The following is a 22,909-nucleotide window of genomic DNA, read 5'->3' on the forward strand; positions in this document are numbered from 1 at the left end:
AGGGACTGGGCTTGGACAAAGAGATGGTGAACGTGTTCAATGACCTTGAAGGAAGAAAGGTCGTTGATAGAAGAGATACCTGCATCGAGAATGATTCCAAAAAAGAGGTCGAAGTAGAGCTGCAGTTCAGTATCAGGGACCGTCTCAACCCATTCCTTGAAGGTAGTATCGACTTGCTGGCTGTCACTATTGGTCTCGTCTAGTTGGACAAAGTGTTTGTCTTCAACCTGCCAACTAAAGGTGTCGTGCTGAGCAAGGCCACCTAAGGCGGTGCTTCGAACGACGATTTTTTTATCCGGAATTTCCAGCATCATCCCGATGATAGACCCTTGTGGGATAAATACTTTCGTTCTTTTCATCATGTTTTGATAGCCAGGTGTTTCGGTTAGTTCCTTGTGAAGCCCAGGGGCGATCAAAAGTGTAGACAGCGACAATGTTTTTCTGTAAGTTTGGATCAAGTTGACTGGCAGCATAGACTGCTAGATTGCCCCCTTTTGAATGTCCTGCTAGAATAACCTTTTGATTAGGATGTTGAGCAAAAAAGTCCTGTAAATACTGGAGGGCGTGTTTTTGAGCTGGGATTTCTTTCATATAGGTCATATGGAAATCTTCTTTCCAACCGATGATACTATCATCCGTCCCACGAAAAACAAGCAAATAGGTATCGAGACTGATACGATAAGTCATAGCCGCAAACTGTTTTTGCAATTCAGCATCGATATCATTGATAAAGTTTGAGAGCTTGCAATTTTTAAAGCGTTTGTGTTGAGCGAGCTGATCTAACAACTGGAGACGGTTCTTATTGGTCAGCATAGTCATCTCTCTAGGGATTTGAGATGCAAGATCTATGAGACGCTGTGGTTCTTGGGTAACTACATCATCAAAAGCAAGGTAGGTTAATTCGGTCAAGGCAAGAACGTCTAACTCATTCACGGGGTGATCATAAAAGGAATCGTATGCTACATCATTCAGGTAGTCAAAAATATTGGCCATAAAAGCTCCTTTCTCTATGTTTATCCTACCACATTTACATAGAATTCGCTAGTAGGGTTTGATTGAAATACATAGAAGATAGATTGCTCCTATTTCAAACTTCTAAACGAGCTTACTTGTATGTTTTTGCTATCAATCCCATTTTCCTTTAAAAAATTCTTCATCTCATTTACATCATCAGGCTGACCTGTGATGAGATAGCTGGCTTGATTGCCGTATTCATCAATAGCACGTTTTAAAAATTTTTGACTTTGAGAAAGTTCATCGCTAGTTTTATAAGTAAAATTCGGTGTTTTTTGAGCCAGTTCTTTCATCTCATTATCGAAAATAGTAACTCCTTTGTCAAAATGGTTGAGAATAATTGGAGCTTTACCAGCCCATTCTTTGATAAGGGGGCGTAGAGCAGAAATGCCGACATCAGATGCAAAGCAAACTAGTGGCTGATTCGTATCTTTAACAGTCAAAGAGGAATCCAGCCAACTCATATCAATCTTACTGCCAGCTGGTAAATGTGTCAAGGTTTCCTTAAAGTGGCTACCACTATTATGAGTCAAAATGAGAATTTCATCTTCATCAGGTGTGGAGGCAATGGTTAGCCATCGACTGGTTTGCTCTCCCTTAGCTTCATATTTTCTAGCAGTAGACGAGGTATCAGGGAGTGTAAACTTAGCATAAGCCCCAGCTTTCCAGATTTGATGACTCGGTTTTGTGATATGAATTAAATATAGATCTCCGCTGGGGTTTTCGATGGATTTTATCGATAATGTCTGGCTTCGTCCAAGATAAGCGATGGCACCCCAAGTTATAATACATAGCGCTCCAAGTATTGATAGAATGATAATAAACATTTTTTTACCTCTTTTCATTTTTTATGACTCCTGTTCTTAATTTTATGAATGAATTATAAAATAATTCATTCATATCTTTTCAAAAAATAAAGAAATCCATTCTTTATTTTAGAACTCCTTTAATGAAGTTGGTTGCAAGTATTTCAACAGTTTTGCCAATATCTGGAAAATCTTTTTCCGTGATATGCATATCCATATAGTAAAACAGATTATAAACCTGTAAAATATCTTGAATCTTTTCTGGCGAGTACCCTTCAGCCTGCATACGATTTGTAAAAGTTTTAACTAGAAACTGATGAAATGGATTTGCGACTTTGCCTTCTTCCGAGGAATAGTAGCTATGCAAGTCATCGGCTATGGCAGGATTGTACCATTCTGCAAGGATTTTATTGGAAGAAACAAGAGTTCTGGAATGAGCAAAGAGTTGACTAATAAGATCAATCATATCAATTTCCCAATCCAATTCTTCGATCATAGCTTGACGAACACGGTTGTTTTCATCTATATAGATGTCTAGAAAAATGGCTTCTTTACTCTCGTAATAGTTATAAAAAGAACCAACTGCAACACCAGCTTGCCGAGCGATTTCTGAAATTCCTGTTGCCTTGTAACCTTTTTTCGAAAAAACTTCATAGGCTGCTGTCTTTAAAGATTGTTTTTTGTCCAATATGATTTAACCTCCTTTGTTTTATGAATGAATAAATTTATTTGTTCATTCATATTCTAACAAATCATGGCTAGCTTGTCAATAAGAAGGCTAGATCTATTAAATAAGTTAAAGAAACGCTAACTAAATGAGCACAAGAAGGAAAATATAGGATAAGGCTGGAACTATAATTAAAAATAAGGTATGATATCAGTGGGAATGTTCTCTATTTAGCATCTGTTTTCTGATCTGAATTTGGGAAATAGGCTGCTAAACAGTATGAGATACTGATCCGTAAATCTGATATGAAGGGTTTTGATACTTTGAAAAATAGCAAAGGAGGAGCGCATGCACAAGATTTTACTAGTAGAAGATGACCAAGTTATTCGGCAACAAGTGGGGAAAATGCTCTCTGAGTGGGGCTTTGAGGTCGTTTTGGTAGAAGATTTTATGGAAGTATTGAGCCTTTTTGTTCAGTCAGAACCTCATTTGGTCCTCATGGATATTGGTTTGCCACTCTTTAATGGTTATCACTGGTGCCAGGAGATTCGTAAAATTTCCAAGGTACCTATCATGTTTCTGTCTTCAAGAGACCAGGCGATGGATATCGTCATGGCGATCAATATGGGAGCAGATGACTTTGTGACCAAACCTTTTGACCAGCAGGTGCTCCTTGCCAAGGTTCAGGGTTTGTTGCGCCGTTCCTATGAATTTGGGCGGGATGAAAGTCTTCTGGAGTATGCGGGTGTGATCCTCAATACCAAGTCTATGGACCTGCACTATCAGGGGGAAGTCCTGAGTTTGACCAAGAATGAATTTCAAATTTTGCGGGTCTTGTTTGAACATGCTGGCAATATCGTGGCGCGTGATGACTTGATGAGAGAACTCTGGAATAGCGACTTTTTCATCGATGATAACACCTTATCTGTCAACGTTGCTCGCTTGCGTAAAAAGTTGGAGGAGCAAGGCTTAGTAGGCTTTATTGAAACCAAGAAAGGAATAGGATACGGACTGAAACATGCTTGATTGGAAATCATTTTTTCTAGCCTATCTGCGTTCTCGCAGTCGCGTTTTTACCTATATTTTTTCATTAGGCTTTCTCGTCCTTCTCTTTCAGTTTTTATTTGCTAGTCTAGGAACTTATTTTCTTTATTTCTTTCTGCTCAGTAGTTTTGTGACCTTCTTATTTTTGGCTTGGGATATATTTGCAGAAGCTCAGGTTTACCGTCAGGAAGTACTCTATGCTGAGAGAGACCCTAAGTCTCCTCTGGAATGTGCGCTAGTAGAAAAGCTCGAAGAGCGTGAATCTGAATTGTATCAAAAGAAGTCTGAGGCTCAGAGCAAGCTGACGGATTTGCTTGATTACTACACCTTGTGGGTTCATCAGATCAAGACCCCCATTGCGGCTAGTCGACTTTTAGTGGCAGAAGTCTCTGATCGTGAGGTCAAGCAGCAACTGGAACAGGAAATCTTTAAGATTGACTCCTATACCAATCTGGTGTTGCAGTATCTTCGTTTGGAGAGCTTCCACGATGACTTGGTATTTGAAAAGGTTCAAGTGGAGGATCTGATGAAGGAAGTGGTTCGCAAGTATGCCCTTTTCTTTATCCAAAAAGGACTGACGCTCAATCTCCATGACCTTGACAAAATCATCGTGACGGATAAGAAATGGCTGTTGGTCGTCATTGAACAAATCCTCTCAAACAGTCTCAAGTACACCAAGGAAGGTGGGCTAGAGATTTATATGGAAGGTCAGGAGCTCTGTATCAAGGATACGGGAATCGGGATTAAAAACAGCGATGTGCTCCGAGTCTTTGAACGTGGCTTTTCAGGCTACAATGGGCGTTTGACCCAGCAGTCATCTGGACTTGGCCTCTATCTATCTAAGAAAATTTCTGAAGAACTGGGCCACCAGATTCGCATCGAGTCTGAGGTCGGAAAAGGAACAACCGTACGGATTAAATTCGCTGAAGTGAAGCTCGTTATTGAGTAAACATAAATGAGAAAAAGCCTCCGATTGGAGGCTTTTGTGCTAGTTTTTTATTTCTCAACACGAGATTTGTTGGCGATATCAGCTAGGATAGTTGCTACAAACTCATCTACTGACACAGTGTTTGTTTCTTTTTGTCCATAGCGACGAACGTTGACAGTTCCGTCTTCCATTTCCTTGTCCCCAACGATCAATTGGTAAGGAATCTTGCTGGTTTGTGAAGCACGGATCTTGAACTGCATTTTTTCGTTGCGTTCATCCACATCAGCACGGACACCACGGTCACGGAGTTTTTTAGCTACTTCCCATGCGTAGTCTACGTGTTTTTCGTTAGAAACGGGGATAAGGGTTACTTGGTGTGGTGCAAGCCATGTTGGGAAGGCACCCTTGTAGTTCTCAATCAAGATAGCTGTAAAGCGTTCCATGGTTGAAATAACACCACGGTGGATCATAACTGGACGGTGCTCTTCACCATCAGCTCCGATATATTTGAGGTCGAAGCGTTCTGGAAGCAAGAAGTCAAGCTGGATAGTTGAAAGGGTTTCTTCTTTTCCGAGAGCAGTTTTAACCTGGATATCCAATTTTGGTCCGTAGAAGGCTGCTTCACCCTCAGCTTCAAAGTAGTCAACACCCATTTCATCAAGAGCTGCACGAAGCATAGTTTGGGCATTTTCCCACATCTCATCGTTGTCAAAGTACTTGTGAGTATCTTGAGGGTCACGAAGAGAGAGACGGAAGCGGTATTCAGTCAAGTTGAAGTCTTCATAAACATCGATAATCAACTGAAGGGCACGTTGGAATTCTTCTTGGATTTGTTCAGGAGTAACAAAGAGGTGACCGTCGTTGAGGGACATTTCACGTACACGTTGAAGACCAGTGAGGGCACCAGATTTTTCGTAGCGGTGCATCATACCGATTTCGGCGATACGGATTGGCAACTCACGGTAAGAATGAACATGGTGTTTGAAAACTTGGATGTGGTGTGGGCAATTCATTGGACGAAGGACAAACTCTTCACCGTCCCCCATGTCCATAGTTGGGAACATGTCCTCTTGGTAGTGATCCCAGTGACCAGAAGTCTTGTAAAGTTCAACAGACGCAAGTGGTGGAGTGTAGACGTGTTGGTAGCCAGAAGCCAACTCTTTGTCGACGATGTAGCGTTCCAATTCACGACGGATCGTTGCACCGTTTGGCAACCAGAATGGAAGTCCTTGTCCAACTTCTTGTGAAATCATGAAGAGGTCCAGTTCTTTACCAAGTTTACGGTGGTCACGTTCTTTAGCTTCTTCACGCATTTGGAGGTAGTTCTTCAAGTCTTTCTTGTCAAACCAAGCTGTACCGTAGATACGTTGCATCATCGCGTTGTCACTATTTCCGCGCCAGTAAGCACCTGCTACATGAAGAAGGTGGAAGATTTGGATACGGCCTGTTGATGGAACGTGAGGTCCACGGCAAAGGTCCACGTATTCACCCTGACGGTAGATAGTCAAACCACCCTCGTCTTCTGAGTGTTCTTCAATCAATTCCAACTTGTAAGGGTCGTTCTTGAAGATTTCACGTGCCTCGTCTTTCGTCACTTCTTCACGGATTGATGGGAAGTTTTCTTTAACGATTTTTTGCATTTCTTCTTCGATACGAGGAAGGTCTTCGTTGGAGATTTGACCAGCCTGATTGTCGGTATCGTAGTAGAAGCCATCTTCAATAGCTGGCCTACACCCAAATGAATATCTGGGAAGAGGCGACGAGCTGCTTGGGCAAACAAGTGAGCAGCTGAGTGACGCAAGATTGGAAGGGCATCTTCGTGATCAGGTGTCACGATTTCGATGCTTCCATCTTCAATGATAGCACGAGTCGTGTCGATGAGTTTGCCGTTGAATTTACCAGCCAAGGCTTTTTTAGCTAGGGAATTGCTGATAGATTGGGCAATTTCAAAAGTAGTAACGCCAGATTCGAATTCACGAACAGCGCCATCTGGGAAAGTAATCTTAATCATGATTTTCTCCTTAAATATTTATTCTATTTTTTTGGACAATTTTAAGAGCCGAGCAACTTCTTCCGCAGTCTGATTCTCTGATTGACTGCCATCTGTTATGAGGCTAGGATAGCCTAATCTCACCGCTTCCTTACGAACCATTTGAGCAAAAAGAATGTCTCGTTGCATCCAGTTTTCAAAAGCTTGCTCAGGGTTGGTTGTACCCTCTAAGACATAAGGAACCCATTCTCTCTGTATATAATGCTTTTTTTGAAAATCAGCTGTTGGAGTCAAGCATAGATAGGATGATGCTTGACATTCAAGCTCCTTTACCAAGTGAGGCAAAAGTCCTGCTCCCTCCACCAAGAGAGGTCTGTTTTGATTTTTTATCAAGTAAGATTTTACATATGGAAAAATCTCTTCATAAAAGCGCCATTCTTCATCTGCCATCTCTTCTGGATTTCTCATCCAGATTTGTTCCGGATTTCTATCCTGCCTAAGAAGGCAAATTGGATGTGAGTCTGCACTTGCTTGACTCATCATCTCTTCTACCAAATCATCCAGTTTGATATGAAGTAGTTGATACTGTCTAGCAAGAAGTGAGGCAATTGTTGACTTTCCACTGCAAGGCGATCCGCCAATCATATAAAGCATCATTCTTCCTCCTTCTGACAAAATAAAAACGACATCCTAAAAGGACGTCGCAACGTGGTTCCACCTTCATTCATGTTCCTCAAAAAAGAGGGACACCTCTGATTGGCTTTAACGTAGCCACCGTTTTATGTTTGCATAAAAGTCAGTAGAGTAGTATCAGTTTAGGCTTTCTATGCGTTTCCAGCAACCACGCACTCTCTAGTAGAAAGGGACTAAGTGACTTGTCTCTATGCATTATTATAGCATGATTGCGAGAATTTTCAAGGCTTTTATCCTATTTTTTTACTTTTCTGCTTGTTTATAAGATGACTAAGACCTCTACCTGAAGCCATTCCAAGTAGGGCGAAGATTTCATAGGCTACGAGATAAAGAAGAATGAACTCACCAAAGGTGATGATGGTAAAGCAATAGAGCAGTCCAATACCCAGCAACCACCAAAGTGAGAAATGGAAACGGTAGCTATAAAGAAGGGATACGATGAAGGTTGCCAAAGGTGAAAAGAGGATGATGTTGTTAATGTACAGTCCCTTCAGTGTATATGGGTCAGTGATGAGTAGTAAGAATAGCTCATAGAGGGGCCAGTAAAAGAAGAAAATGACAAGGTAGTATGGGATATACTTAAGATATTTTTTCATGGCAATAGTCCTCCAATCCTTGTTAAAAGAGTGCTACTGAAGAGTATCTTGCTATAAATGAAGGTTCTCTTTATTTATATTATAGCAAGAAAGGAGTGATTTTCAAGTTTTCTAGGAGAGCAGAAACGACTCTATTTTATTGCATTTCTGCTATAATACTAACAGAAGAAGTAAGAGGAAATGAGGAGAAAGAATGACTAAAATAGCAGTTCTTTCAGATATACATGGAAATACGACAGCCCTGGAAGCTGTTCTGGCTGATGCAAGAGTGGCAGAGGTAGACGAGTACTGGCTTTTGGGAGATATTCTCATGCCTGGAACAGGACGTAGAAGGATTTTGGATCTCTTAGCTAGCTTGCCCATCACTGCAAGAGTGCTGGGGAATTGGGAGAATAGTCTCTGGCTAGGCCTACATCGTAAGTTGGATCCTACAAAAGCGAGTCATCGTTATCTCCTGCGCCAAAGTCAGTACATCTTAGAAGAAATTAGCCCTAAAGAAATCGAAGAACTCCACGATCAACCTATGCAAGTTCATCGTCAGTTTGGTGATTTAACGGTAGGAATCACTCACCATCTTCCTGATAAAAACTGGGGTAGGGAGTTGATTCATACGGGAAAACAAGAAGATTTTGATAGATTGGTGACGGAGCCATATGCTTCTATCGCAGTGTATGGCCATATCCACCAACAGTTTCTTCGTTACGGAAGTGACGGACAGTTGATTCTTAATCCAGGTTCCATTGGACAACCTTTCTTTTTAGATACGAAGTTGCGTAAGGACCTGCGTGCCCAGTATATGATCTTAGAGTTTGATGAGGCAGGTTTGTCTGATGTTGATTTTCGTCGTGTGGATTATGATGTAGAAGCTGAATTGCAGTTGGCTAAGGATTTGAAGCTCCCCTATTTTCAGGTCTACTATGAAAGTTTGGTAAATGGGATTCACCATACTCATAATCACGAATTGTTAGGTCAGATTAGTAAACAAGAAGGTTATGATCAGGATGTTGAACTCTGGATGGAAAGAGACAAGAAAGATTGGTTTTAAGAGGACTTCTAGCTTGAAATCAGATAGTCTAGTGACTGTTGTTTTCCGATAAGTCGAACTGGATACGAATTGACGGCTTCTCAAATTTATGTTAGAATAACGGAATATAACTAATTTGAATCTCATACTAATTGATATTCAAAATAAGAGGAGACAGATAATGAAACCAGAAGAGTTACACGCTATTGCCTCGGAGTTGGGCTTGCAATTTGACGAAGATTCGCGTAGTATTTATGGCACGCAGTCAGGTTATTTACTTTTCCTGCAAGAAACTGATGTGAAAAATCAGTTTCGACTTTGTGTCAGTGTGAGTTTAAATGGCAATCCTGCGGATTCAGAAGAAAATGAATTGGTTTGGGATGAGTTTAAGAGTGAATCTCTTCCAAACTTGTCGACCTTGTCTATCAACCAGTACCTTGTTTCTTTTGTCGTAAAAGGTGCCATGCGCAAATCAAAAACAATTGAAAAGTTACAGACGCTCATAACAGACCTCGTTGCCTTCCTTGAAACCCATCATTTCGTCCAAGTCTGTGCCTACAGTGGTCAGGAAGGCCCCGTTGGTCTCTATCAATTAGGTGATTCAATTTTCCTTATCAACGAGGAAAGCTATCAATTGCTGAAGAGCAACCTTCAGATTGAGGTGGATTCTTATCAAAACCAGAAGGAAAATGTTCTTCTTGGAGCAGTCGGTGCCTTGCTGGGAGCCTTGATTGGTGGAGCAGTTGCTCTATTTATCGCGCGCCTAGGTTATGTAGCTATGGTAGCGGGTATTGTTCTGGGGATTTGTACCATTAAAGGATATGAAATCCTTGGAAGAAAGGTATCTCGAAAGGGGATTGTAATTTCCTCTATTTGGATGGTGATTACTGTCTTTCTAGTGAATCAAATTGATTTGGCGATGGAAGTCGTTGCCAAACTAGGGGTTGAGTTTGCCTTTGCTTTCCGAGTGGTGAATCAATTAATCTTTAGCGGTGATTTCCCAGATAACTATTTTTATAATCTAGCTATGTTAGCTGTGTTTACCTTAGTTGGTGCTGGGGTGTCTATCAGCTCGGTTTGGTCAAGTCATAAAACAAAAGGGATTGTCCGTAAAATTGCATAAAAAAATAAGTCTTTGTATGTCCTCCGCTGTTCTGGGTACCAAGAGGGATACAGGACTTTTTGCATGGAGAAGGTAATCATTCGTTAATATTTGACAGGATAAGCAAAAAAGGTATAATGTTTATACGGGAAAAGATGAATAAAATATCAGTGAAAGGAGAAGAAGATGCAAATTTCAAGCCGATTTACAATTGCGACTCATATGATGATTATTATTGCAATGCAGGATACAGACAGCAAGGTAACCAGTGATTTTCTTGCGGCCAGTGTCGGAGTCAATCCAGTCATTATCCGTAAGACTTTATCACAACTTAAAAAAGCTGGATTGATTTCAGTTGCTCGTGGTACGGGAGGAACTGAGATAATAAAAGACCTTAAAGAGATCAAATTGTTGGATGTCTACCAAGCTGTGGAGTGTTTAGGAAAATCTGGTAAGCTCTTTAGTTTCCATGACAATCCAAATCCTAATTGCCCAATTGGTGCGAATATCCATGCAGTCTTGGACCAAAAGCTGTTCGATGTTCAAGCAGCGATGGAAAACCAACTTCGTCAGACGAGTCTGGCTCAGGTTGTAGCCGATGCTCAGGATAAACTGTCTAAGTAAGAGGACTAGGCTCCTCTTTTTCTATTGCCATAATTATGGTACAATGTAGTCATTAAAGGAGGAGACTATGTACTTTATTACAGGATTTTTCGTCCTACTTTTTTTGATTTCATTTTTTAGGGACAATCGCAGTCTCTGGAATCCAGCTCTCTTGCTTTTATCTCTGCTCTTTTCTTACCTGTCTATTGCCAATCTTTTTTATGAAGCTGGGCAGGAAGAAGTGCACATGATTTTCTTTGCAGGGATTTTTCTCCTGCTGCCTTTTTTAGTTTTTCTAAGTGGCTTTTTTCTGATTTATAACGGATTTGTATTGTTGAGAAAAGAAGGAAAATCCAAGGCAAATTATTTGTCTCTGGGGCTAGGGTGTGTGATTCTATTCTTTTTTGTAATCATGGCGATTCGAGTGAGCGATACCAAGGGCTTGTTTTACACCAATCATCTAGTGAATATTATCTTTTTCTTTTTGATTTATTCGTATTTGATTTTTGGTTTTGCCTTTGCAGGATTTCTGCTTTATTCTATCCTGTATCTTTTTATTCCTAAGAAAAAATATTATGATTTTATCATCATTCACGGAGCAGGCTTGTTGAATGGAGAAAAAGTCACTCCCTTACTGAAGAGTCGCATTGACAAGGCAGTAGAAGCCTATCGCCAGTCTCTCAATCCCAATGTTAAAATCATCGCAAGTGGTGGTCAAGGTGGGGATGAGAAGATTTCCGAGGGTCAGGCAATTTGTAATTATTTGCTAGAAGAGACGGATGTTCCGAGAGAAGCGATTCTCCTAGAGGAAGACTCAACGACGACCTATGAGAATCTTCTCTTCTCAAAAGAAATGGGAGAGAAGCTGGTGGCCAGTCCACGTTTTCTCTTTGTGACCAATGATTACCATGTTTTTCGTACCAGTACCTATGCTCGCCGTATTGGGATGAAGGGAGATGGTCTTGGTTGCCGTACAGCCGCCTACTATATCCCATCGGCCTTTATCAGAGAATACATTGCTCTATGTGTGAAGATGAGATGGCTTTTTCTCGCCTTCTATATTTTATTAATTTTAGCTCTGATTTTCTCCTATAGAGGTGTTCTATGGTAATATGTAAAATTCATATTGTAATTCTTGTTAGAATCTCTAAAAAATCTTGTAGTAACCCTAAGGGAAAAATTGTCACTAGTAATGAAAGAGCAGGGTAAGTGATTGTGAGTACGGTTTTTGGAACGGTTTCATAATTGCTCGTCAATCAATTGAACAATTTCTAACCTAGTTGCAGATTTTCAGAGAGAGTCAAAAATAGGCAACTGAATATGAGTAGACTAGAATTTTACAGTCAACAACAAATAAAAATGTGAACAGCAACAGAGGTTCACATTTTCTTTTTGGTCTATGGCAAAATGGCTTTTAGTTCCTTCAGGATAGTTTGCAAGGTTACGATCGCTTGTTCTCCTTGTTGTGGTTGATAGAGTAGCTGGAAATACTTGCGAATAGTTTCTTCAAATTGTTTAGGGAGGAGAGTACAATTGGTCTTTGCGTACTCCAACATTCGTTTTTCACCAGGATGGGTTTGCTCATTGAGCGCAAATAACAAGTCAAAGTAGGAAGCAAAAAACTCACTCGTACGATGATTCATACTGAGAAGATCTTGGCGTTTGATAGCTTTTTCTATTTGGTGAGAGAAGGCAGGCATGGCTTGTTCTAGCAAAAGGAGTTGCCTTTCAATGATATGCTTTTTGAGTTCCTGTGGATAGGGAATCTGGTAAGTCTTTTGGAGAGAAGCATAGTGTCCATTCGGGTCGTATAGAATCTTGCTGTGGAGTAGATTGTGCCACATACAGGTTGTATAAGAGTTTTGGGCTTGATGCTGAAAAACGGTTGAGTTCAATTCCTGTTCAAACGACTCCAGCGAACGATAAATCAACTCGATTTCGATACCGTTGTTTAGTACACAGTCGTCCTCTAACTCCCAAAACTGGTTTCCAATTTCCATATAGGAGCAGTATTTGCTCAAAATTTTGAGGCGAGTCGCCTCATCAATAGAAGAGTTGAGATAGACATAAACGTCATAGTCAGAATTTTGATCATAGTTTTGTCCTGCACGAGAGCCACCAAGAGCGATAGCTTCTACTTGTTCCAGTTGAGAGAATTCTTTGCAAAGTTCGTGGATCATGATTTTTCTCCTTGCTTTATGGTTTTAAAGTCATTTTACCAAAAAGTAAAACGTTTGCATAGCATTGAGTTACTCTTTTCCATCTATAGAAAAAAATGTGAACCCTTGTTTTGAGTTCACATTTCGTTTTTATTCTGCGGCTTGTTGCCAATGTTTTGCTAGCTTATGAGACAGGCTAGAAATGGCAAAGTTAAAGATAAAGTAAATCAAGGCAATCAGGATATAAAGACTGAAGACCTGCTCTGGTTCGAAATAGCGTCCCATGAGAATTTGGCTGGCGCCAAAGAGTTCTTGTAGGGCGATAACAGAGTAGAGAAGGCTGGTATCCTTGATCACAGTTACAAACTGAGAAATGATAGCTGGCAGCATTTTACGGATCGCTTGTGGGAGAATGATATGGTAGAGGATTTGGGCTGAAGTGAATCCTTGTGACATTCCTGCTTCGTATTGTCCCTTGTCCACGGCATTGAGGCCGCCTCGGATAATCTCAGCCAAGGCTGCTGAGGTAAAGAGGGTAAAGGCTGTAATACCAGCTGGTGTGGACTTCATCCTAAACACCAAAAAGATGGTGAAAATCCAGAGGAGGTTGGGAACGTTACGTACAAACTCGATATAAATGCTGGAGATGATCCGTAAGACAGGATTTTTCCCATTTCTCATGACGGCTAGTACTGTTCCGATAAGGGTCGAGAGGACGATAGCAATCAGAGAAATGTAGAGGGTTAAGCCAAATCCTTTAAAGATAAAGATTAGGTTATCTGGGGTCAAAACTTCTAAAATAGATTCCATAGTAACCTCCTAAAGTGAATAGGCTTTTTTGTTGGCTTGCTCCATCTTGCGACCAAACTGGGCAACAGGGAAGCATAGGGCAAAGTAGAGAAGAGCAGCACCTAAAAAGGCTGGGATATAGTTTCCGTTGAGAGCCGACCAAGACTTAGTCACAAACATCAAGTCTACTCCAGAGATGATAGCTACGGTAGAGGTGTTCTTGATGAGGTTAACAATTTGATTGGTCAATGGAGGGAGAATGATACGGAAGGCCTGAGGTAAGATAATCAAGCGCATGGCACTGATATAGGTAAAACCTTGCGACAGGGCGGCCTCCATCTGACCGCTAGGAATAGACTGAATCCCTGAACGAATAACCTCCGCAATATAGGCACCGTGATAGAGTCCCACACAAAGTACAGCTGTCCAATAAATGGGAATCATGATGGTATGGTCACTGATAAGAGGCAAACCATAGAAGACGATGACAAACTGCACCAAGAGGGGAGTGTTTTGGTAAAATTCGACAAAGATACGAGCCAAAATCCTTAGAATTTGATGTTTGCTAGTTGATAGGGCTCCAAAGAAGATGCCCAAAACCATGGCGAGGATAAAGGATCCAACCGCTAGGGCAAGGGTGAAGAGGAAACCATTGAAAAATTGTCCAAAATCCTGAAAATAGGCTGTCCAAGATGATAAATCTGTCATGGGGTGTCCTCCTTAATCTGCAGTATGGCTAGATGGTTTGAGCTTGTAACGGTCATAGAGTTTCTGCAAACTACCATCCTTGCTCCATTTAGTGACCAAGGTATCAAGATAGTCGTTTAGCTCCGTGTTTGATTTCTTGGTGACGATACCGTAGTCAGATGGCTTGAAACTATCATCTAGTAGTTCTGTGCGTTTGCTGATGTAGCCAGACAGGATAGAGCGGTCCACGGAAAAGGCATCAATACGGTGAGCGTGAAGGGAAGTAATCAATTCTGGATAGGAACCAAGTTCGACGAATTTAAAGGTTAGACCTTTCTTTTTACCCAGTTCAGTAATCAAGCGCTGGGTGATGGAGCCTTGGGCAACTCCTATGGTTTTACCGTTTAGGTCCTCAATGCTTTTGATGTTGGCGGATTTATTGACCAAAAAACCAGAAGCGTCCGTATAGTAGGGACTGGTGAAGTTGTATAATTTTTTACGCTCGTCTGTGATAGTGAAGGTTGCGATATCCATGTCGACCTGTTCATTGTCTAGGAGTGGTCCGCGGGTTTGAGCCGTAACAGGAACGTAGCGAATCTTGACCTTGAGTTCGTCTGCAATCATCTTGGCAAGGTCCGTTTCGATACCAGAATAGGTCCCTGTCTTGGGATCCTTGTAGCCAAAATTAGGAACGTCTTGCTTGACACCGACAACTAGTTCGCCTCTTTTTTGAATGTCTGCGACGCTGGTATCAGCCTGAACTGGTTTGGCAGCAGCAAGGCTGAAAAGGCTAATCAATAATGCGGATAAAAAGAATTTCTTTTTCATAGGCGCCTCCTTATTTGACTTTGTCACTTTCGTGGTTGATAATTTTGCTGAGGAATTGTTGGGCACGAGGTTCGCTTGGGTTGTCAAAAAAGTCATCGACATCTGTCGTATCCACCAAAACTTCTCCGTCTGCCATAAAGATGATGCGGTCCGCAACCTCTCGAGCAAAGCCCATTTCGTGGGTAACGATGATCATATTCATCCCGTCATGCGCCAGTTTTTGCATAACTGCTAGAACATCTCCAATGGTCTCAGGATCAAGAGCAGATGTTGGCTCATCAAAGAGGAGGAGTTCCGGATGCATGGCAAGACCACGAGCGATGGCGATCCGCTGTTTTTGTCCACCAGATAGCATAGCTGGATAGGAATCTTTCTTGTCCCACATATTTACAAATTCCAGATATTTTTTGGCTGTTTTTTCAGCTTCTTTTTATCAATTCCTAGAACTTTAATGGGTGCAAGTGTCACATTTTCTAACACTGTTTTGTGTGGATAAAGGTTAAAATGTTGAAAAACCATGCCGACTTCCTTACGAAGAGGAACTAAATCTTTCTGACTGGCACCTGCTACTTGGTGTCCATTGACTAGGAGACTTCCTTTGTCAACAGCCTCCAAACCATTAATCGTACGGATAAGAGTAGACTTACCAGATCCGGAAGGTCCAAGCAGGACAACGACTTGTCCTTTTTCAAAACGGAGATTGATGTCGCGGAGTGCGTGATAGTCTCTGTAATATTTTTCGACGTGTTTAAATTCGACTAGTGCCATAAGGAATCTCCTTTGTGTTAGATTTTATAACATGATTCTACAACAAAAGAATGTTCTTGTCAAATTAAATCAGAAAAAAATTAGTAAAATTGCAGTAAAAAGTAATCAAGATAGAGAAAATACCCAAATCGTGTTATAATGAAGCGATAGAATTCTTAGAAAGAGTGGATGTTTTTTTGATAACTCCTACTTATGAATGGCAGTTTGCCCCGCAGGTTGAAGATGCGGATTTTACAAAGATAGCCAAGAAGGCTGGACTGGGTCCCGAGGTGGCTCGGTTATTATTTGAAAGAGGGATTCGGGATGAGAAAAGTCTGAAGAAGTTTTTAGAACCTTCCTTGGAAGACTTACATGATCCTTATCTGCTCCATGATATGGACAAGGCAGTGAAAAGGATTCGTCAGGCGATTGAAGAAGGGGAGAATATCCTCGTTTACGGAGACTATGATGCGGATGGCATGACCTCAGCTTCGATTATTAAGGAAAGTTTGGAGCAGCTGGGGGCTGAGTGCCGTGTTTACCTGCCCAATCGTTTTACAGATGGCTATGGTCCCAATTCCAGTGTTTATAAATACTTTATCGATCAAGAGGGGATTTCCTTGATTGTGACGGTGGACAATGGAGTTGCTGGTCACGAAGCCATTGATTTTGCCCAGTCTATGGGGGTGGATGTCATTGTGACCGACCATCATTCCATGCCGGAAACCTTGCCAGATGCCTATGCGATTGTTCATCCCGAGCATCCAGATGCAGACTATCCTTTTAAACAGTTGGCTGGTTGCGGAGTGGCTTTCAAGCTGGCTTGCGCTCTTTTAGAAGAAGTACAAGTGGAGTTGCTTGATTTGGTTGCTATCGGAACCATTGCGGATATGGTGAGTTTGACGGATGAAAACCGTATCTTGGTTCAATATGGTCTGGAAATGTTGGGACATACCCAGCGCATTGGACTACAAGAAATGCTGGACATGGCAGGGATTGCTGCTAATGAAGTGACAGAAGAAACGGTTGGTTTTCAGCTTGCACCGCGTTTGAATGCTTTGGGGCGTTTGGATGATCCCAATCCTGCCATTGATTTGCTGACTGGATTTGACGACGAGGAAGCTCATAAGATTGCCCTCATGATTCATCAGAAAAACGAAGAACGTAAGGAAATTGTCCAATCTATCTATGAAGAAGCCAAGACCATGGTGAATCCTGAGAAGAAGGTCCAGGTCTTGGCCAAGGAAGGCTGGAATCCTGGCGTTCTGGGTATCGTTGCTGGGCGCTTGCTGGAAGAACTAGGGCAGACAGTCATCGTTCTTAATATAGAAGACGGCCGTGCCAAGGGTAGCGCTCGTAGTGTGGAAGCGGTTGATATTTTTGAAGCTTTGGATCCCCATCGCGACCTCTTTATCGCCTTTGGCGGTCATGCTGGTGCAGCAGGAATGACGCTGGAAGTTGAGAAACTTTCAGATTTATCTCAGGTTTTGGAAGACTATATCCGTGAAAAAGGTGCAGATGCTAGTGGCAAGAATAAGTTAAATCTAGATGAAGAGTTGGACTTGGAGACTCTTAGCTTAGAAACGGTTAAAAGCTTTGAACGCTTGGCACCCTTTGGAATGGATAATCAGAAACCTGTTTTTTATATCAGGGATTTCAATGTCGAAAGTGCCCGTACCATGGGAGCAGGCAATGCCCACCTCAAACTAAAAATTTCCAAGGGTGAGGCGAGTTTTGAAGTGGTGGCCTTTGGACAAGGTAGATGGGCGACAGAATTTTCTCAAACCAAGAATCTAGAATTGGCAGTCACCTTATCTGTCAACCAATGGAATGGCCAAACTGCCCTCCAGTTGATGATGGTGGATGCGCGTGTGGAAGGTGTTCAACTCTTTAACATTCGTGGGAAGAATGCAGTCTTGCCAGAGGGAGTTCCAGTCTTGGATTTCTCTGGAGAGGTGTCAGATCTAGCGAATAGTGAAGCGGTTGTTGTGAAAACTATTCCTGAGGATATTACCTTGCTGAAGACAATTTTTCAGGAACAACATTTCTCTGCGGTATACTTCAAGAACGACATTGACAAGGCCTACTATCTAACAGGTTATGGGACCAGAGAACAGTTTGCAAAATTGTACAAGACTATTTACCAGTTCCCAGAGTTTGATATTCGCTACAAGCTGAAAGATCTGGCGGCTTATCTCAATATCCAACAAATCTTGCTGGTCAAGATGATTCAAGTATTTGAGGAACTGGGCTTTGTAACGATCAAAGATGGTGTCATGACAGTCAATAAAGAAGCGCCAAAGAGAGAGATTGGAGAAAGTCAGATATACCAAAAACTTAAACAAACCGTCAAAGATCAAGAAATGATGGCGCTGGGGACAGTGCAAGAAATATATGACTTTTTAATGGAGTTATAGATGGAAAGGGACTGAGATGACCTATTTTGGTCTCTTTTTGACGGATAAATGCTTGATGTGGGAGTGGTTGATAAGACGGTCTTTTGAGTGGTTTACTGATGTAAAGATTAGGGAAATGCTTCATTTTTTATTCTCTTCTATCACTTTATACGATGTCTGCTTTTAAACCTTATGTAGTAAAAGTATAAATTTTTGTAACATGACTAAAATATAACTCTAAACTAACTGACATGTAAATCAAGTATGATTTTCTTATCAAGAAAATATAAGGGGACTATAGTTATGAAAAAAACAGTTACGAAACTGACTATTGGTTTGACTTCTACCGCTATTTTAGCTACAGTTGGGGCTCAAACTGTCCATGCGAACTCTTACGTTGTCCAAGACGGTGATTCATTTTATGCCATCGCAACTGCAAACGGCATGGATCCGCATGAGTTGGCAGCTTTGAATGGAAAAACCATCTTTGATACTATCCACCCAGGCGATGTATTGGAAGTGAGTGGTTCCGCTCAGGCTAGCTCAACCTACAGTGCTCCAGCTAGCACTGCGAACGTGGTATCAGATACAGAGGATGTTGTCGAAAAGACTCCAACAAACTATGGAAACTCTTATCCTGTTGGTCAGTGTACATGGGGTGTGAAAGAATTGGCGCCTTGGGCCAGCAACTGGTGGGGAAATGCCAACACGTGGGCAATCTACGCGAGCGCTCAAGGCTATAAGACAGGAAGTGTTCCAGTAGTAGGAGCAATCGCCGTTTGGGATGGTGGTGAATATGGACACGTTGCTTATGTAACAGATGTTCAAAGTGAAAACTCTATCCAGGTATTGGAAGCAAACTACAGACGTCAAAAGCAGATTGCGAATTATCGTGGCTTCTTTAATCCACATGAATTTTTAGGTAACGTCACTTATATCTATCCAAACTAAAGATGATAAAAAGATTTAGAATTTCTAAGTCTTTTTTCTTTTTGAAGAAATTTCCTATCGTTAAGCTCCATCTTAATGGTTAATTGCTGAAAAAATTTTAGATTCTGTAGCGAACAGGAAATTCTCTCTTTTGGATGTAGATAAACCATGTCTTTGTAGAAAATAGTTTTCAAGTCGAGAGGTAAAAGCAAGTTTTTTTGAACTAAAAGAGAAATTTAGGATTCGAGAAAGGTATCTGAAATCAAATTGATTCAGAAAATCCATATTTTTGATGGTGCAATCCTTCCATTATCTTCGATGAAGCCTCCAAAAGAGAAGTCAAAGTAAAAGAATTCGATTCACAGTAGTGACTAATCTCTAGTTAAAAAGCGATCTTCGTTTTGAAAATAATCAAAAAAATGGTATAATGGTAGGAAAAGATTCGGCTGAAAGTTTGAGAACTTTTAGAATAAGAGGGTGAATTCACCCTATAATCAAGATAAATGAAGTTTCGGAGGGAAAATGAGTAATATTAGTTTAACAACACTAGGTGGTGTACGAGAAAATGGGAAAAATATGTACATCGCTGAAATCGATGGTTCTATTTTTGTTTTGGATGCTGGGCTTAAATACCCTGAAAATGAACAACTAGGTGTTGATGTCGTCATTCCAAATATGGACTACCTTTTTGAAAATAGCGATCGTATCGCAGGGGTCTTTTTGACCCACGGACATGCAGATGCTATTGGTGCCCTGCCTTATCTTTTGGCAGAGGCTAAGGTGCCTGTGTTTGGTTCTGAGTTGACCATTGAGTTGGCCAAACTCTTTGTCAAAGGAAATGATACGGTTAAGAAATTCAATGACTTCCATGTGATTGATGAAGATACGGAGATTGATTTTGGAGGGACTGTGGTTTCCTTCTTCCGTACAACTCACTCCATCCCAGAAAGTTTGGGAGTAGTCCTGAAAACAGCTGAAGGTAGCATAGTTTACACAGGCGACTTCAAGTTTGACCAGACAGCTAGTGAATCCTATGCGACGGATTTTGCTCGTTTGGCAGAAATCGGTCGTGATGGTGTCTTGGCTCTTCTCAGTGATTCAGCCAATGCAGACAGCAATATCCAAGTGGCAAGTGAGAGTGAAGTTGGAGAGGAGATTACCCAGACCATTGCAGACTGGGAAGGTCGTATCATCGTTGCAGCAGTTGCCAGCAACCTTTCTCGTATCCAGCAGGTTTTTGATGCTGCAGCAGATACAGGACGCAGAGTTGTTTTGACTGGATTTGATATTGAAAATATCGTCCGCACTGCGATTCGTCTCAAAAAATTATCTCTAGCTAATGAAAGTCTCTTGATTAAACCAAAAGAAATGTCTCGTTTTGAAGACCATGAGTTGATTATCCTTGAGACGGGCCGTATGGGTGAACCTATCAATGGACTTCGTAAGATGTCCATTGGTCGCCACCGCTATGTGGAAATCAAAGATGGGGACTTGGTCTATATCGTAACGACTCCATCTATCGCAAAAGAAGCTGTCATGGCGCGTGTGGAAAATATGATCTACCAAGCTGGTGGTGTGGTGAAACTCATCACCCAAAGCTTGCGAGTATCCGGACACGGGAATGCGCGTGATTTGCAATTGATGATCAATCTTCTGCAACCAAACTACCTCTTCCCTATCCAAGGGGAGTACCGTGAGTTGGATGCGCATGCCAAGGCTGCCATGGCAGTTGGGATGTTGCCGGAACGCATTTTCATCCCTAAAAAGGGAACGACCATGTCTTATGAACATGGAGACTTTGTCCCAGCTGGAGCAGTTTCCGCAGGTGATGTCTTGATTGACGGAAATGCCATCGGGGATGTTGGAAATGTGGTCCTTCGTGACCGTAAGGTCTTGTCAGAGGACGGTATTTTCATCGTGGCAATTACTGTCAACCGTCGTGAGAAAAAAATTGTGGCCAAGGCCCGTGTTCATACGCGTGGATTTGTTTACCTCAAGAAGAGCCGTGATATTCTCCGTGAAAGTTCAGAATTGATTAACCAAACGGTAGAAGAGTATCTTCAAGGTGACGACTTTGATTGGGCAGATCTCAAAGGCAAGGTTCGTGACAATCTGACCAAGTACCTCTTTGATCAAACCAAGCGTCGTCCAGCAATCTTGCCAGTCGTGATGGAAGCAAAATAATAAGCAGCATACCTACAGAAAAAGTCGAAATTCGGCTTTTTCTTATAGAATAGTAAAAGGAGACAACCATGGCAGTTATGAATATTGAGTATTACTCAGAAGTTTTGGATATGGAGTGGGGCGTTACCGTACTCTATCCAGATGCTAGTCGGGTGACTGAACCAGATTGCACAGATATTCCTGTTCTTTATCTTTTGCATGGAATGTCAGGAAATCAAAATAGCTGGCTCAAACGTACCAATGTCGAGCGATTGTTGCGGGGGACCAATCTCATTGTTATCATGCCCAATACTAGCAATGGCTGGTACACAGATACTCAGTATGGCTATAACTACTATACTGCTCTAGCAGAAGAGTTACCTCAGGTCATGAAACGTTTCTTCCCCAATATGACCAGCAAGCGAGAAAAGACCTTCATAGCAGGTCTCTCCATGGGTGGTTACGGCTCCTTCAAACTCGCTCTATCGACAAATCGTTTTTCTCATGCGGCTAGTTTTTCTGGTGCGCTTAGTTTTCAAGAATTTTCTCCCGAAAGTCAGGATCTGGGGTCACTTGCCTACTGGAGAGGAGTTTTTGGAGAGATTAAAGACTGGACATCTAGTCCTCATTCGCTTGAAAGCATGGCTGCAAAATCCGATAAAAAGACCAAACTATGGGCTTGGTGTGGGGAGCAAGACTATCTCTACTCTGCCAATAACCTCGCAGTGAAAAACCTCAAAAATCTTGGTTTTGAGGTGACCTATAGTCATAGTCCAGGTAAGCACGAGTGGTACTACTGGGAAAAACAATTGGAGCGTTTTTTGGCTACTCTACCAATTGACTTTGTCTTGGAAGAACGCTTATCTTAGTTTTAGGTTTCTTTCAGCTTTCTTCAGTAAAATAGAGAATCTATCTTGATCAAGGAGAATGTGATTTCAAGATAGGTTCTTATTTTTATGAAAGGTGGGACGTCATGTTCTGGATTATTCGATTATTGTTCCGATTTCTGTTGGGAATTTGGCGTTTCTTCTGGCGTCTGGTTTGGACTGTAGTTATTCTACTGCTCATTGCCTTTGGAGTGGTTTGGTATCTGTCTGGTGATTTTCATTCTGCGGTCAATCAGGTTGAAAAAATGAGCAAGATTGGTCAAGGTGGCTGGAATCAGTGGAAGGAGACGGGAACGCTGGAAGTCTTGTCTCAGACAGACAGTCACCAACATGCAGAAGGAAAGTGGGCTCAGGCCTCAGCTCGCATCTATATTGAGACTCAAATGGATGAGACCTTCCAAGGTGCCTATGCAGAAGCTATAAAAAACTGGAATCAAACGGGAGCCTTTACCTTTGAGGTGGTTGCGGATCCTAGCCAGGCAGATATTGTGGCAAGTGAGATGAATGATGGATCGACCGCTGTAGCTGGTCAAGCCGAGAGTCAAACCAATTTGTTAACCAAACAATTTATATCTGTAACGGTTCGCCTGAATCACTATTATCTATCCAATCCAAACTATGGTTATTCTTATGAACGAATCGTGCACACGGCGGAGCACGAGCTGGGGCATGCCATCGGTTTGGATCATACCAACGAAACTTCCGTCATGCAGCCAGCAGGTTCTTACTATGGAATTCAGCCCCAGGATGTGACAGCTGTTCAAAAACTCTATACCAGTAGCGACTAGATGAAGTCAGTGCAATCCGAAATGAAATCAAAGCTCCTCCAACAAGTGATTGGTGGGGCTTTTTGTTC

The 22,909-nt window shown here is 41.7% G+C and carries 20 protein-coding genes and 3 pseudogenes; 11 read left to right on the top strand and 12 right to left on the bottom strand.

Annotation, left to right across the window (positions count from 1 at the left end):
• The 4 genes from SORDD27_RS10085 to SORDD27_RS01285 form a co-directional block, all read right to left on the bottom strand.
• Window positions 1-314, bottom strand: a 314-nt coding sequence (locus SORDD27_RS10085; protein WP_414162622.1) for an Mbeg1-like protein, incomplete at its 3' end; no start/stop codon positions are given.
• Window positions 292-993, bottom strand: coding sequence for an Mbeg1-like protein (locus tag SORDD27_RS01275; protein WP_231069260.1), 702 nt, complete (start codon window positions 991-993; stop codon window positions 292-294). The genes SORDD27_RS01275 and SORDD27_RS10085, both read right to left, overlap by 23 nt.
• An 89-nt stretch (window positions 994-1,082) precedes the next feature.
• Window positions 1,083-1,859 (bottom strand): ferredoxin reductase domain-containing protein, encoded by a 777-nt coding sequence (locus tag SORDD27_RS01280; RefSeq protein WP_061426874.1) that lies wholly within the window; start codon window positions 1,857-1,859, stop codon window positions 1,083-1,085.
• A gap of 85 nt (window positions 1,860-1,944) precedes the next feature.
• Complete coding sequence (locus tag SORDD27_RS01285) at window positions 1,945-2,514, bottom strand: TetR/AcrR family transcriptional regulator (RefSeq protein ID WP_061426876.1); 570 nt, start codon at window positions 2,512-2,514, stop codon at window positions 1,945-1,947.
• Window positions 2,515-2,835: 321 nt separating this feature from the next.
• Between SORDD27_RS01285 and SORDD27_RS01290 the strand changes: the two genes are divergently transcribed.
• Together SORDD27_RS01290 and SORDD27_RS01295 are read left to right on the top strand one after the other, a co-directional pair.
• Window positions 2,836-3,513: a response regulator transcription factor gene (locus SORDD27_RS01290; RefSeq protein ID WP_061426878.1), complete on the top strand. Its 678-nt coding sequence runs from the start codon at window positions 2,836-2,838 to the stop codon at window positions 3,511-3,513.
• Window positions 3,506-4,480: a sensor histidine kinase gene (locus SORDD27_RS01295; RefSeq protein ID WP_061426880.1), complete on the top strand. Its 975-nt coding sequence runs from the start codon at window positions 3,506-3,508 to the stop codon at window positions 4,478-4,480. The genes SORDD27_RS01290 and SORDD27_RS01295 overlap by 8 nt, the downstream gene beginning before the upstream one ends.
• 47 nt (window positions 4,481-4,527) lie before the next feature.
• On the opposite strand, the pseudogene thrS reads toward SORDD27_RS01295, so the two are convergent.
• From thrS to SORDD27_RS01310, 3 genes and pseudogenes are all read right to left on the bottom strand, one after another.
• Window positions 4,528-6,470, bottom strand: a pseudogene (thrS, locus tag SORDD27_RS01300) (threonine--tRNA ligase).
• 18 nt (window positions 6,471-6,488) lie between these two features.
• A pseudogene (locus SORDD27_RS01305) lies at window positions 6,489-7,224 on the bottom strand (AAA family ATPase).
• Between the two features lie 148 nt (window positions 7,225-7,372).
• On the bottom strand, window positions 7,373-7,738 hold the full coding sequence (locus SORDD27_RS01310; RefSeq protein WP_061426883.1) for a hypothetical protein: 366 nt from the start codon (window positions 7,736-7,738) through the stop codon (window positions 7,373-7,375).
• A gap of 193 nt (window positions 7,739-7,931) precedes the next feature.
• Here SORDD27_RS01310 and SORDD27_RS01315 point away from each other — a divergent pair, with 193 nt between their 5' ends.
• The 4 genes from SORDD27_RS01315 to SORDD27_RS01330 all read left to right on the top strand — a co-directional run bounded on the left by SORDD27_RS01315 (window position 7,932) and on the right by SORDD27_RS01330 (window position 11,578).
• Complete coding sequence (locus tag SORDD27_RS01315; protein ID WP_061426885.1) at window positions 7,932-8,783, top strand: metallophosphoesterase family protein; 852 nt, start codon at window positions 7,932-7,934, stop codon at window positions 8,781-8,783.
• Between the two features lie 160 nt (window positions 8,784-8,943).
• Window positions 8,944-9,885, top strand: a complete 942-nt coding sequence (locus tag SORDD27_RS01320) for a hypothetical protein (RefSeq protein WP_000801524.1) — start codon at window positions 8,944-8,946, stop codon at window positions 9,883-9,885.
• Between the two features lie 165 nt (window positions 9,886-10,050).
• On the top strand, window positions 10,051-10,488 hold the full coding sequence (locus SORDD27_RS01325) for an Rrf2 family transcriptional regulator (protein WP_061426887.1): 438 nt from the start codon (window positions 10,051-10,053) through the stop codon (window positions 10,486-10,488).
• Between the two features lie 67 nt (window positions 10,489-10,555).
• Complete coding sequence (locus SORDD27_RS01330; RefSeq protein WP_061426889.1) at window positions 10,556-11,578, top strand: YdcF family protein; 1,023 nt, start codon at window positions 10,556-10,558, stop codon at window positions 11,576-11,578.
• Between the two features lie 286 nt (window positions 11,579-11,864).
• Here SORDD27_RS01330 and SORDD27_RS01335 read toward each other — a convergent pair whose 3' ends face one another.
• The 5 genes and pseudogenes from SORDD27_RS01335 to SORDD27_RS01355 all read right to left on the bottom strand — a co-directional run bounded on the left by SORDD27_RS01335 (window position 11,865) and on the right by SORDD27_RS01355 (window position 15,698).
• Window positions 11,865-12,647 carry a DUF4037 domain-containing protein gene (locus SORDD27_RS01335; RefSeq protein WP_061426891.1) on the bottom strand — a complete coding sequence of 261 codons (783 nt, stop codon included), beginning with the start codon at window positions 12,645-12,647 and terminating at the stop codon, window positions 11,865-11,867.
• Window positions 12,648-12,776: 129 nt separating this feature from the next.
• Window positions 12,777-13,436 carry an amino acid ABC transporter permease gene (locus SORDD27_RS01340; RefSeq protein WP_061426894.1) on the bottom strand — a complete coding sequence of 220 codons (660 nt, stop codon included), beginning with the start codon at window positions 13,434-13,436 and terminating at the stop codon, window positions 12,777-12,779.
• Window positions 13,437-13,445: 9 nt separating this feature from the next.
• The gene (locus tag SORDD27_RS01345; protein ID WP_061426895.1) at window positions 13,446-14,123 is read right to left on the bottom strand and encodes an amino acid ABC transporter permease; all 678 of its coding nucleotides are present in this window, start codon (window positions 14,121-14,123) and stop codon (window positions 13,446-13,448) included.
• A gap of 12 nt (window positions 14,124-14,135) precedes the next feature.
• Window positions 14,136-14,930: a transporter substrate-binding domain-containing protein gene (locus SORDD27_RS01350; RefSeq protein WP_081103316.1), complete on the bottom strand. Its 795-nt coding sequence runs from the start codon at window positions 14,928-14,930 to the stop codon at window positions 14,136-14,138.
• 10 nt (window positions 14,931-14,940) lie between these two features.
• Window positions 14,941-15,698 (bottom strand): annotated as a pseudogene (locus tag SORDD27_RS01355) (amino acid ABC transporter ATP-binding protein).
• Between the two features lie 176 nt (window positions 15,699-15,874).
• Here SORDD27_RS01355 and recJ point away from each other — a divergent pair.
• The 5 genes from recJ to SORDD27_RS01380 all read left to right on the top strand — a co-directional run bounded on the left by recJ (window position 15,875) and on the right by SORDD27_RS01380 (window position 22,841).
• Window positions 15,875-18,094 (top strand): single-stranded-DNA-specific exonuclease RecJ, encoded by a 2,220-nt coding sequence (gene recJ, locus SORDD27_RS01360; RefSeq protein ID WP_061426898.1) that lies wholly within the window; start codon window positions 15,875-15,877, stop codon window positions 18,092-18,094.
• 282 nt (window positions 18,095-18,376) lie between these two features.
• Window positions 18,377-19,024: a COG3942 and LysM peptidoglycan-binding domain-containing protein gene (locus SORDD27_RS01365; protein ID WP_061426900.1), complete on the top strand. Its 648-nt coding sequence runs from the start codon at window positions 18,377-18,379 to the stop codon at window positions 19,022-19,024.
• 501 nt (window positions 19,025-19,525) lie between these two features.
• On the top strand, window positions 19,526-21,187 hold the full coding sequence (locus SORDD27_RS01370; protein ID WP_061426902.1) for a ribonuclease J: 1,662 nt from the start codon (window positions 19,526-19,528) through the stop codon (window positions 21,185-21,187).
• A 68-nt stretch (window positions 21,188-21,255) separates the two neighbouring features.
• Window positions 21,256-22,035: an alpha/beta hydrolase gene (locus SORDD27_RS01375; RefSeq protein WP_061426904.1), complete on the top strand. Its 780-nt coding sequence runs from the start codon at window positions 21,256-21,258 to the stop codon at window positions 22,033-22,035.
• A 104-nt stretch (window positions 22,036-22,139) separates the two neighbouring features.
• The gene (locus tag SORDD27_RS01380; protein ID WP_061426906.1) at window positions 22,140-22,841 is read left to right on the top strand and encodes a M57 family metalloprotease; all 702 of its coding nucleotides are present in this window, start codon (window positions 22,140-22,142) and stop codon (window positions 22,839-22,841) included.
• Window positions 22,842-22,909: the final 68 nt, after the last annotated feature.

It is taken from the genome of Streptococcus oralis (assembly GCF_001579025.1).
In the GTDB taxonomy this organism is placed as follows: domain Bacteria; phylum Bacillota; class Bacilli; order Lactobacillales; family Streptococcaceae; genus Streptococcus; species Streptococcus oralis_X.